The organism is Devosia sp., from assembly GCF_035944845.1.
Taxonomy (GTDB): domain Bacteria; phylum Pseudomonadota; class Alphaproteobacteria; order Rhizobiales; family Devosiaceae; genus Devosia_A.
This window is the reverse complement of the sequence record NZ_DASZAW010000007.1, coordinates 40,340-51,960: the sequence shown is the minus strand read 5'-3', so window position 1 is coordinate 51,960 and position 11,621 is coordinate 40,340. Positions and strand designations below refer to the sequence as shown.

Sequence of the window (11,621 nt, the reverse complement as noted above, 5' to 3'; positions counted from 1 at the left end):
ACGAACGGACCAAGCTCTCTTACGGTGCTATGCCCAGGGGGTGACGGTCCCGCCCATCCGATCCCCGGCCGGCGGCCACCGACCGGGGATCACCGAACCTGCTACGAGTCGGCGAGAATCAACATGCAAGGGGGTCTGGAGGGCAAGATCGCTCCACCACTCCCTCAGCCCCCAGCACGCCCCAGATAGCCGAACTGCTTCAGCAGCCCGTCGATGGTGCCGTCGGCGACGAGGGCGTCGATAGCCTGGTCGATCTGGCTGCGCAGGAAACTGTTGCGGGCCGAGACGAGCGCCCCGACATGGGTTTCGGAAGCCGGGATGGGGTCGTTGGCGATCACGTGCAGTTCGGCCGCCTCAGGTCGTTCCTGCTGCAAACGCGCCAGCACCGGCTGCCACAGGATCATGCCGGCAATGGTGCCGTCGAGCACGCGGGTGGTCATCAGGTTGGGGTCGGCATAAGGCAGCCGCACCCAGCGCTCGGGCTTGCTGCGCTGCTGCGCCCAGGTGATGTAGTTCATCTCGCCCATCGAGGCGATGGCGGTACCCAATCGCTGGTCTTTGGGGATATCGCCGAGGCGCTGCCAATCGGGGTTCTTCACCGCGAGAACGAAGGGGATGGTGGCGTAGGGACGGGTGATCGAGAAGCTCTCCGACGCCGGGGTATTGGGCGACACCGAAACGCCCATGAACATGTCGCAGTCATTGTTCATGGCGAGGTTGAGTTCGTCCATGAAGCCGTCGCCGGTGAGCGGGAAGCCACCAAAGCCCTCCATCACCTTTACCTCGAGGAACAGCGCCTCGCCCAACGCCTGAGCCACGGCCTCGTCGAACTGGCGGCTGAGGCTGGTGCGGTCGAAACAGACCTGGATGGTGTCGCCGGCCTGCCGGCGGGTGTTGTCGAACTCTTCGGGCGGCACGCTCGAGGTCTGGGCCAGGGCCGCGCCAGTCGAGAACAGCAGCAGCGCCGGGGCGAGCAATTTCAGCATGATAACTTCCTCGAGCGTTTTCACAATTTAGGCGCACCGGAGAAGGTGGTGTGCTCGACCTTCGACCACCCACCGGCTGTCATCCCTGCGAAAGCAGGGATCCATTTCGCCTCCCGTGCCAGCTGCGAGTTGGGTCCCTGCCTTCGCAGGGATGACATCGAGGGTTAGGCGATTGCAGTGGTTCGACCTATCCGTGACCTAATAAAGAAAGGGGCCGGCGGCCCCTTTCGCAGTCGTTCCGATCAGCTCACTCAGCTGGCCGCTTTGGGCAACTTGAAGACGAAGATCGAGTTGCCCGAACCGGTCGGCAGCGGGATCTCCGGGAAGGCCGAGGAGATCGAGCTTGCGGCATTGGAGTAGCCGGTGGGCACCACGAGATACTGCTCGCCGTCGATCTCGTAGGTCGAGGGGTAGCCGCCGACCGGGGCGTTGAGGCGCTGCGACCAGACGACCTCGCCGGTCTCCTGATCCCAGGCGTTGATGTTGCGGGCGGCGTCGCCACCGAACACCAGGCCGCCGGCGGTCGCCAGCACCGACGAGGTCATCGACGGACGGCTGCGATACTGCCACTTGTGGTCGCCTTGGGTGGTGTTGATGCTGACTGCATCGAGCAGGCCCGCATCGGTGATGCCTTCAGGCAAGACGCGCGGGCCGAACTTGACGGCGCCCACGGCATTGCCGGCGGTGAACTCGACCTGGGTCGGGGCCACGGTGTTGCAGGCTTCGGTCAGCGGCACGTAATAGGCCTGGGTGAGCGGGCTGTAGGAGCCGGTCATCCAGAGCTTGCCACCCGACACCGAGGCGCAGACGAGGTGCTCTTCACCAACGGCCTGCGAGATCAGGTCGGTGTTGATCTGCACCGTGCCATCGGCATCGACGCCGGTCACCACGTTCTGCTTCACCGTATCCTTGTGCCACAGGTACTTGCCGGTATCGCGATCGAGCGCGAAGACGATGCCGTTCTTGCCCGCGGCGGTGATCAAGAGGTGCTGCGTCTTGCCGTCTACTTCCTGGTCGACCAGGACGCGCTCGAACGGGCTGTCGAGATCCCAGTTATCGCGCGGCAGGTGCTGGTAGTACCACTTGAGCTTGCCGGTCTCGACGTCGAGGGCGAGCGTCGAGTTGGTGTAGAGCACGCTGCCATCGCCCGAGCCGCGGATCAGCTCGGAATAGGGGCCGGGCATGCCGATGCCCCAGAAGGTGGTCTTGGTTTCCGGGTCGTACGCGCCGGTGGTCCAGGGCGTGCCGCCCCAGCGGTTTTCCGGCGGCACATCGCCCCAGCTCTCGCCCTGCTTGGGGTTATCGGGATCGTCGATGGTGTTGAAGCGCCAGAGCTCGTCACCGGTGTTGATGTCGTGCGCCATGATGAAGCAGCCGCCGGCGGTGCCGGCGATCGAGCAGCCGGAAATGGCCGAGATGATCTTGCCGTCGGCGATCAGCGGGCCAACCGTGTAGCTGTAGCCCTTCTGGGTATCGAGGACCTGCTTCTCCCACACCGGCTTGCCGTCCTTGGCATTGAGCACGACGATCTTGGCATCGACGGTGGTGAGGATGACCTTGTCGTCATAGAGCGCGATCGAGTTCTTCTGCCGGCGCGCCTGGTTGATCTGGTAGCTCCAGGAGGCAGGCAGTTCGGTGAGCGTCGGGCGATATTGCCAGATCAGGTCGCCGGTCTTGGCGTCGAGCGCTTCGACGATGTTGTTGTTGGTCTGCAGGAACATGATGCCGTCATGCACGAGCGGCGCGGTTTCCTGGATGCCGGCTTCGGCCATCGGCCAGGCCCAGGCGAGCTGCAGCTTGCCCACGGTATCCTTGTTGATCAGGTCGAGCTGGCTGTAGCCCTGGTTGTTGTAGTTCCCGCGGAACATCAACCACTCTTCCTTCGGCGGGTTCGCCAGCATGTCGGCGGTGACCGGCGCGTAGTTCTTGGTGCGCTCCGGGGCCGGCGCAGCCGCCGCATCCTGTGCAAGGGAAGGACCGGCAAACAATGCCAATGCGGTCGAAGCGACCAACACGGACTTCAAAAGTTCGATTTTCATCGAGACCTCCTAAAAGCGGCACACCTCAGCAGTGCGCCAGATAACTCAGTTGGCAGCGGGCGCGGCGACCGTGGGGAGCGTCTTGCCCCAGGTGAAGGCCTGCGGAACTGCGGGAGCGGTTGCGGCGGGGGCTGCTGCTGCGCCGGGGGCCGGGCCACCGGGCAACTGCTTGCCCCAGGTGAAGGCCTGCGGCACGGCCGGCGCGGCGGCCGCCATGGTATCGGCGGGAGCCGCCGGGGTGGCGGCTGCAGCAGCGGCGGCACCGGCCTGGGTCTCGGCCGGCAGCGAAATCGCCGCAAGCTTGTCCGGATCGGTGGTCAGCGGTTCGTCGCCCGGCTCGGCGCCGTTGAACTTCATGATGTAGGCGATGATGTTGAGATAGGTCTCATCGCCGAGCTGGCCCGGCGCCGAGGGCGGCATGGCAACATGGATAAAGTCATAGAGGCCGCCGGCCGTCGCCCAGTTCTGCATCACGTCGGAGCCAGCCAGACCCGGGGCATCGGGGCCCTCGAGCTGCTTGCCGTGACATTGGGCGCAGTTGGAATTGTAGGCGGTCTCGCCTGCGGTGGCCTGTTCGGCAGTGAAACCTCCGGCAAAAGCCGGCCCGGCGGCGACAGCCCCGGCCAGAGCCGCGACGACTGCCAATGGGGTGATTTTTGAGGACAATTCAGTCTCCCGAGATTTGGGGCAAGCGCGTCCCAGAGAGCCGACTCCGCCAACACGCAAGGCCTCAGCCTCTGACATGTCAGTGGGTCGCGCTCAACCTCACTTGAAGGGAAAATGGTTCGGCGCGCACTGCCAAACTCAAAATAGTTCTACACAAAATAGTTAGGGAACCAACTCTTGCGAGAATCGTTGGTAGCCTTTTGTGCCGTATCGATCCGCAAGCCGTGCGAGTTCGCCCGAGCGCTCCAGTTTGCCGATGGCGGCTTCGACCGCCCGCTTCAGCGTCTGGTCGCCCTTCCAGAGCCCGAAGGCCATGCGGTATTGCGGAAATTCCGCCGCGGGCAGGGCGAACACCTCGACACCGGCGGGCAGGACCAAGGCCGCGAGGCCCGAGCGTTCGGTGACGCCGAAGCTCGCCGCGCCGCTGTCCAATACCCCGGTGAACTGCAGCGCAGAGCGCGCCGGCATGGTGCGCCAGCCGTTGCGGCGTAACCAGCCCGAGACTTGCAGCCGATCGAGCCCGCTGCTGCCGGCAAGCACGGCGACAGTCGCGCCGGCTTCCGGCAGTTCGGGGCTCTTGCCCACGCCGACCCAGCCGGTTTCGATCGGGGTGGGGATGGTCTGGAGGAAGCTGCGGGTCTGCACGGTGTCGGCGACGCCGCCGGCGATGATGTCGCACTGGGCGCGGGTCAGCGCCCAGTTGCGCGGGTTGAAATCCTTGCCGATCGAACTGAGGGTGTTGACGGAAAGCCGCAGCCCCAGATCGGCGGCCACCTTGGCCGCCAGCTCGATGTCGAAGCCGGGCTCGTTGGGGTCGCCGGTGACGAGCGGCGGATAGCTCGGCGGCACGCAGAGCTTCAGCACCCCGGTCTTCTGCCGATCGGCGAGCGAGGTATCGGGCGGCAGATAGCTCAGCGCCGTCAGCAGTGCCACGACGATCGCGAGGTTGATCGCCGGCTGCATCCAGCGATTGCGGACCCGCCTCATTGCCGCGCGAAATCGATGATGGCGATGAGGAAGAACCCGACCGCCATGGCGACGATGATCCCGATGCCCCAGCCCGGGGTGAACTGGTTGAAGTTGATCAGCACGCCGCGCAGCGCATCGACCGCGTAGGTGATGGGGTTGATCTGCACGAGGAACACCAGCCACTCGGGATAAGTCACTGCCTGCTGGGCCCGGGTGAGCGCCGGATCGAGCGGGAAGATCGAGGACGAGGTGAAGTAGAGCGGCAGGATCACCGTGTTGGAAAACACTCCGAACCCCTCGAAACTGCGGACCCGCGCCGCGAGGATCACCCCGAAGCTGGTGAGCCCGAAGGCGAGCGTGAACATCAGCGCCAGTGCCAGCGCCACCTGTTCGAGGCTCAAGGTAACATCGGCAAAGCGGGCGAGGATCAGCACCAGTGCGCCGTGCAGCGTCGCCACGGTGGCGCCGCCCAACACCTTGCCGAACAGGATCAGCCAGCGCGGCATCGGCGACACCAGCACTTCGCGCAGGAAGCCGAACTCGCGATCCCAGATCACCGACACCGCGAACTGGATCGAGGTGTACATGATGTTGAGCACGATCACCGCCGGGAACAGGAACTGGAGGTAGGTGAACGGGATGACGAAGCGGACTTCGCCATAGACCTCGCCGCGGAAATAGGGATTGAGCCCGACGCCGAGGATCAGCAGCCAGATCAGCGGCCGGCTGATGCCGCCGATCAGTTGCGCCCGGTCGCGCGTGGCGCGGGTGATCTCGCGCAGCCAGACGCCGTAGAGGCCGCGCAGCGCCATCATGGTGCGGTTCATCGCCGGCCTCCGCGCCGCCCGGCGGCCTTTTCGGCATTATGGGTATCGTCCGCCCGATCACGCAGCTGCCGGCCGGTCAGCGACAGGAAGACGCTTTCGAGCGTCGGATCCTGGAACTGCACCTCGGTGAGCTGGTCGCGGAACGCGGCGAGGAAAGCGTCGACCTCTGCGCCGTCATCGGCGGGGAGCGCGAGGCCATGCGCGCCGAGCGGTTGTGCATCGGGCCGGCGCGCCGCGATGGCGCTCAGCGCCGCCGCGTCGCGCGGGATCACGTGCAGCCAGCGATGGCCATGCTGCGTCTTCAGCGCCTCGGGCGAGCCCTGGGCGATGATCTTGCCGTGGTCGATGATGCAGATGGTGTCGGCGCCCTCGACCTCCTCGATATAGTGGGTGGTGGTGAGCACGGTGAGGTCGCGGTCGCGGCGCAACTCATCGAGGTAGCGCCAGATGCGCACCCGGGTCTGGGCGTCGAGCCCGGCGGTCGGCTCGTCGAGGAACAGGATTTTCGGCTCGTGCAGCAGGGCGCGGGCGATCTCGAGCCGCCGCCGCATGCCGCCCGAAAAGCTGCGCACGATCTCGTCGCGCCAGTCCTCCAGTTCCACCAGCGCCAGCACCGCGGCGCTGCGCTCCTTCCGCTGGCGCGACGGCATGCCGTAGACGAGGCCGTGGAACTCGAGATTCTCCCAGGCGGTCAACCGGTCATCAAGGCTCGAATCCTGGAACACCACACCGAGCGAGCGCCGCGCCTCGCCCTGCTGGCGGACCACGTCCGCCCCGGCCACGCGTGCACTGCCGCCATCGGGCTTGCGCAGCGTCGAGAGAATGTTGAGCAGCGTCGTCTTGCCGGCGCCATTAGGCCCGAGCAGGGCAAAGCTCGAGCCGCGCGCGATCTCGAGGCTCACATTGTCGAGCACGGTGTTCACGCCATAGCGGGCGCTGAGCGCGTCAACGCTGATGGCGATGGCGGGTGAAACTGGACCGGCCCCAGGCTGCGGCGAAATCATGCCGCCTGATAACATCCGGCTTTCGGGCTCGTCTAATCATCTTGAAGGCATAGTGACGCAATTGCCCGGTTCCGGGACTGTGCGCTACGCCACGAGTCCGTTGCTCGATGGTCGCTAAACTGGACTGCCGAAAATCTCGAAGGCGCCCCAGTTGGCGGGATGCGCAAACGCCGCCGGTCCTTCGGACTGCGTCATCGCAACGATCGCTCGGCGAAGCGTCTCCGCCCAGTCAGCTTCGGCATCCGCCTGCCTGGCCCCGAACCATTTTACGTTCAGGGACAAGGTGGCCGCCGACGGAACGGACCAGTGCGTGACCGCTACGGATCGAGCTCCGGCCGACAGGAAACCACGTGCCAGCCCGGACAGGCCTGAAGCATCGGCCGTTCCATCCCCGGCCGCAGTGTTGCAGGCCGAAAGGATGACGAGGTCGGCATTTAGCTTCAGCCCCATGATCTCGCTGAGGCCAAGGTAGCCGTCATCGAGCACCGAAGCGACCTGCGGCGGTGTGAAGATCAGTCCTGGCTCATCGACACCATCGAGCTCCCCGGCCATCAATCCATGCGTCGCGAACAGCAGCACGCGGTAGTCGGAGAGCGGGGTGCTCTTGAGCTTGGTTTCGCTGGCATCGACCGCGACGAAAACATCGTCGCGGCCGGCGCCGCTCAAGTGGGCGAGGGCGAAAACCTCCACCTGCGTTTCAGGTAAGGGAGCCAGTGAGTTGATGCTCGTGCCACTGGCCAGGCCGGCCATCTCCGTCCTGGTCGTAAAGCTGGCCTCGGAGTCGAGCAGCGGATTGCCAAAGCCCACGAACGGCAGTGCGGCGGTTGGGCCCTGGATTGCGCGGTCGCGCAGGCTGGAAACCGTTGGCAGGTAAATCAATGCTTTGTCCGCGCCAAGCCAGCCGATCTCGGGGCTTCGGAAATCGTCGACCGTCGCGGGCGCGTGTTCGGGAACGCGTGTCGGCAGGATCGAGAAGGGTAACGACTGCAGCGGACCATCGACGACAATCACCAGACGGCTGAAACCGCTCGTTGCATCGAGGGCCGGCCCAAGCAGCTCCTGCAGCAGCCCATGGGCATCAGCGAACGGGAACCCAAGCGGCAATGTCCCATCGGCCCGCGGTTCAACGGTCTGACGAATGGCAGCAATCCTGGAGGTCAGCTCTGCGGCGGGGATCGGCGCCGACCAAAACACCGGCTCACCCGTCTGCAACACCAGGGATCCGACCAGTTCCTCGGCGCCCGCATGCAAGACCAACAGCGCTTCGTTGGGCCTGAGCAGCTCTCTCACCTCGTTCAGCGCCAGCGGTGCAATCCCGACAAGCGTGCGGCTGGGAAGATACTGTTCCAGCACTTCATCCGCAGTCGCGAGATTACCGGTCAGCCGAGCCACTTCGGTTTGCTCGAACTCCGGATCGCCGATAGCCAGGGAGGCCCGATAATAGTTGAACATCTGCAACTGCTCGCTGGCTGCGTCGCGCGCCGCCAGGGCCTGTTGCGCAGCGGGATCGACCAGCACACGCTGCCGCTGGGCAGCCTGTGCCGTGATTGCGGTACTCCCGAGCATCGCCAACTGCATCGACTCAAAGGCTTGCGTGCTCATGGCGGTGTCGTCTCGAGCGGCCAGCACGGCGAGTTCGGCGTTCTGGGCAAGCGCCGCCTGCAGCCGCTGCAGCTTGATGATCATTCTTTGGTCGCCGGTGCGCCAGTTGGCGGTCAATGTCTCGAGCGCCATCTCGTGGGCCGCGCGCAAGCGCTCCCGCCCCGCGCCGGGCCTGCCGACACCCTCATACCGGGCAAGGCGGACAAGCGATGGAACGAGTTGCTCGGCATCTTCGGCACGCGCAGCAGCGACGACATCCGGCGAGGTGCCGATAAGCTCGATCTTCTTTTCAAAGATGCGCACCGCGTGTTCGTCGAAGACCATTGCGGCATGGGCGTAGCCGGCGCGCCGCGTCAGCCGCGCCGTCCAGTCGAGTTGCTCGACATACCCTTCGTCGCCCCCGAACTCCTCAAGATGGCTGAAATGGTTGGTCAGGAGCCCGTCGTAGTAGCGGCGCTTCCGCGCCTTGTTGTCCTCGAACATGAACTGGGCAAAGTCCGCCAGCCAGCCATTCAGCGGTGATGGTCTTTGTGGGTGGATGTGCCCCAGCGCTACGACCGTTGCCAGTTGGGCGTCGGTCATCGATCGGCCGCGCAGCCGGCTGATCCGTGACAGCTCTTCTGCCGGAACCACATCCATGAGGCCAGCGGTCCCATCGACAATGGCGGTGAGAAAGTGCTGCGCGCCGCGCTCCAGCTCCGCTTCGCTCACCAGGCTCGCGGGAAGGCTCCGAAGCATCAGGAAGGCGTCCGGCGACCCTCCGATCGCCTGCGAGCGGACCCAGCGCAGCACCTGCCTACCCACTGCGGCGCTGCACTTCTTGCAGACATCCCCCATAATGTAGGCCTGTACCAGAGGCGTAGGCTCGGCTGTATTCATCACTCGCATGTTGCCGGGAGCGATCGTTGCTTCTTCGCCCAGCCGATCCTCGATGGTGGCGATGATACGTTGCTCCATCGCCGCGTCGTCACCCGACAGTTCGTCCAGTTCCAGCAAAAGCGCTGTGTGGCTGTCCCTGTCGCGATAATCCCATGACGACATATCGCCGCCGGTGGGAGCGACGCCATATCGCAGCAGGTCCTGCGCCGTTGACACCGAGCCCTTGTCCCATTCTGCCCGGGCGAGCGCCCGGGCCAGGCGGATGGCGCCGGGGCCGTTGGGAGCGGCGGTGTCGGCAAGCCGGAACGCCTCGCGCCGAAAGTCGAGGGCCACCATGCCGCGATCAAGGTCGTCATAGATGCTGGCGAAAGTATCCATCGTACAGGCAGCGGGCGGCTCGTCGGGCAGGCAGCCCGAGCTGACAATGTAGCTGGCGGCCTGCCGGAAGAGATCCGGGCGCACGAAACGAACCGTGATCAGGTTGAAGGCATTGGAGGCTGCCCCGTTGATATCGGTCGCGAACATGCCCTCGTTGAGCGAATGGATAACCGCAAAGTCCAGCAGCCGATCGCGTTCGGCCTTGGTGCCGGAACTGAGGAAGATGTTGAGCAGCGCCGCGGTCGTCGCCTTGCTGACTTCGAGGCACGGTGTGGTGCCGTAGGCGAGCAACTCGTAGGCGGGAATCAACCGCTTCAGGTCGCGGCGCGCTCGTTCCTCCACCCTCGGCAGGATCTCCCGAGCCGTCCCAAGCAGGTCCACGAGCTCGCCCGGTCCAGCCTGATAGCCGTAACTGACATCGTAGATGCGGCCGGCCAGCTCAGCGCCAATCGCTTCCAGTTGCGGGTCCTGTGGCAGCGCACTGCAATCGAGGGCCACGGGTACGACCGGTGCCGGGTCTGGCTGCGATCCTGCAAGTGTCACCCCCGACAGCCGGCGGCCGGAAATGGCGCCGGCGAACTCTGACGGCACCGCTCCCGTCTGTTTGAGAAAGCACACTCGGGCGGCGACATTGTAGGTGTAGGCGCTGCATTGTCCGTCCGATGAACAGAGGCCCTGGCACTGCGAAAGCGAGAGATTGGCAAGCCTGCTGTCATCCATGCCCGAGCGGTAGTCGAAGCCATTCAGGTCCTGGTTGGGCAGCAGTTCAAAGCCGTCGGGATTGGAGCGGCCAAGCATCAGGTGCTCAAGCTCGGTCGGGCTGAGATCGCCGTCAGGGGTATTGCCTGCCGACTCCTCGAACCTGCGCACAGCCTCTCGCGTCTTCGGCCCTATGGCGCCATCAGCTGTCCCTTTGAGCCAGCGCCCGGCGATCAGCGCCTGCTGCAGATGGACACGATCGACATATGGCAGCTTGCCGGGGTCAACTGCGACAGCCACAGGAACGGCGGCAACCAATGCCGCTGCGATGCAGAGCAGATACCGGATCATTCCTAGAACGCTCCCAGGAATTTGCGGTTGGCGACCTGTCCGGTCGCAAAGCGCTCAGTCCAGTAGCCGTAGGTGGAGTATCCCGTACTATTCTTCAGCGCGGCATAGCGGGAGAAGTAGGTCCAGAACGAACGCACTTCGTTTCCGAGGAACGTATCAAGCACAGCGAAATCACAGAGCTGCTCGTTGGCGCACAATGTCGCCCGCTCGAAGAAACTGAATACCTGGTCGGCATTCCGGCTCGCTTCTCGTGTCGCGGCAGTCGCCGGGCTCGTCACCTGTTCACCGATATTGGCAAGCATGCTGTTGCGCTGCGCTGGACTGCCAGCGAGGGCGTCGATCTCGGCGGCTGCCTCCGAATAGATCGGCCAGATAACCCGGTTGAGCTTGTCGAAGGCAGTCCGGTAGCCGGCCGAATTCCATTCGGCGACGTACTCCAGCGAGCGATCCACCCGCAATTCATGCTGCGCCTGGAAGTACTGGTAGCCGCCCACCACGATGGTGCCGAACACCACCACCTTGGCGAGCGGCGCGAAGATGTCGTCGAGGCCCCGCGAATAGCGCTGGACTCGTGGCCAGGCAAAGTCCTTGTCGACTCCCGCCTCCTCGGACGCATTGTGCTTCTTCTGATCTTCGAACTCGGCTTGCTGTTGGTTCACGGCGCGTGCCTTGCGCGTGGGGCGACGGGTCACGGGCACAATTCCGCGAGGACATAGAGTTGTGCTGCCGGCAGCGGCTTCTGACGCCTGGAAACCGCGTCGCCCAAGCAAGTCAGCGACTCCGCCGTCAGCATGAATGACGCGTCGAGCAGACCGTCGCCGCCGCTTCCCGTTGGAAGGGCGCCGGAGCGTGTGCGTTTCGTGTCGCCGCAAGCCGCCAGATTGATTATCGCGAGTGACTGGTTGGATGCCGTCAGCTTGCTCAGCTCTGCTTGCCAAGTCTGCTCGAAACAAGCAGCCAGGGCCTCATCGAGACGCACCGATGCGTTGCAGAACATGCACGGCTCAGCTGCTGTCGCGGCAGCTGAGATCATGGTTGAAGCGGCCATGTATCCTAACGTCTTCAGAAATGACAACAGCGCCCCCCAAGTTGCTGTGCGCCAATTCAATCATGGGAGCCGCAGCAACTCAACATGTCAATATAGCTCGCCGTGTTGTTGAGGCGATCGAGGCCTGAGCCCGACGGGTCTTTGTCTCCAAGGGCTCCCGTGACCACATGCTT

The 11,621-nt window shown here is 64.5% G+C and carries 9 protein-coding genes; all 9 read right to left on the bottom strand.

Annotation, left to right across the window (positions count from 1 at the left end):
* Positions 1-164 precede the first annotated feature (164 nt).
* Positions 165-986 (bottom strand): transporter substrate-binding domain-containing protein, encoded by an 822-nt coding sequence (locus VGV07_RS01305; RefSeq protein ID WP_326866877.1) that lies wholly within the window; start codon positions 984-986, stop codon positions 165-167.
* A gap of 251 nt (positions 987-1,237) precedes the next feature.
* On the bottom strand, positions 1,238-3,025 hold the full coding sequence (locus VGV07_RS01300; RefSeq protein WP_326866875.1) for a pyrroloquinoline quinone-dependent dehydrogenase: 1,788 nt from the start codon (positions 3,023-3,025) through the stop codon (positions 1,238-1,240).
* Between the two features lie 45 nt (positions 3,026-3,070).
* Positions 3,071-3,691, bottom strand: coding sequence for a cytochrome c (locus VGV07_RS01295; protein ID WP_326866874.1), 621 nt, complete (start codon positions 3,689-3,691; stop codon positions 3,071-3,073).
* Between the two features lie 162 nt (positions 3,692-3,853).
* The gene (locus VGV07_RS01290; RefSeq protein WP_326866873.1) at positions 3,854-4,678 is read right to left on the bottom strand and encodes a substrate-binding periplasmic protein; all 825 of its coding nucleotides are present in this window, start codon (positions 4,676-4,678) and stop codon (positions 3,854-3,856) included.
* The gene (locus VGV07_RS01285) at positions 4,675-5,487 is read right to left on the bottom strand and encodes an ABC transporter permease (protein WP_326866872.1); all 813 of its coding nucleotides are present in this window, start codon (positions 5,485-5,487) and stop codon (positions 4,675-4,677) included. The genes VGV07_RS01290 and VGV07_RS01285 overlap by 4 nt, the downstream gene beginning before the upstream one ends.
* On the bottom strand, positions 5,484-6,491 hold the full coding sequence (locus VGV07_RS01280; protein ID WP_326866871.1) for an ABC transporter ATP-binding protein: 1,008 nt from the start codon (positions 6,489-6,491) through the stop codon (positions 5,484-5,486). Before VGV07_RS01280 ends, VGV07_RS01285 begins: the two co-directional genes overlap by 4 nt.
* A 114-nt stretch (positions 6,492-6,605) precedes the next feature.
* Positions 6,606-10,400: a CHAT domain-containing protein gene (locus tag VGV07_RS01275; protein WP_326866870.1), complete on the bottom strand. Its 3,795-nt coding sequence runs from the start codon at positions 10,398-10,400 to the stop codon at positions 6,606-6,608.
* Positions 10,401-10,402: 2 nt separating this feature from the next.
* Positions 10,403-11,059 (bottom strand): DUF4760 domain-containing protein, encoded by a 657-nt coding sequence (locus VGV07_RS01270; protein ID WP_326866869.1) that lies wholly within the window; start codon positions 11,057-11,059, stop codon positions 10,403-10,405.
* A 29-nt stretch (positions 11,060-11,088) separates the two neighbouring features.
* Entirely contained in the window at positions 11,089-11,475 is a 387-nt protein-coding gene (locus VGV07_RS01265; RefSeq protein WP_326866868.1) for a hypothetical protein, read from the bottom strand.
* Positions 11,476-11,621 lie beyond the last annotated feature (146 nt).

What these genes read in the sequence shown, in the direction of transcription:
- VGV07_RS01305 (WP_326866877.1), bottom strand. Translation starts at nt 986, where the DNA reads ATGCTGAAATTGCTCGCCCCGGCGCTGCTGCTGTTCTCGACTGGCGCG.
- VGV07_RS01300 (WP_326866875.1), bottom strand. Translation starts at nt 3,025, where the DNA reads ATGAAAATCGAACTTTTGAAGTCCGTGTTGGTCGCTTCGACCGCATTG.
- VGV07_RS01290 (WP_326866873.1), bottom strand. Translation starts at nt 4,678, where the DNA reads ATGAGGCGGGTCCGCAATCGCTGGATGCAGCCGGCGATCAACCTCGCG.
- VGV07_RS01285 (WP_326866872.1), bottom strand. Translation starts at nt 5,487, where the DNA reads ATGAACCGCACCATGATGGCGCTGCGCGGCCTCTACGGCGTCTGGCTG.
- VGV07_RS01280 (WP_326866871.1), bottom strand. Translation starts at nt 6,491, where the DNA reads ATGATTTCGCCGCAGCCTGGGGCCGGTCCAGTTTCACCCGCCATCGCC.
- VGV07_RS01275 (WP_326866870.1), bottom strand. Translation starts at nt 10,400, where the DNA reads ATGATCCGGTATCTGCTCTGCATCGCAGCGGCATTGGTTGCCGCCGTT.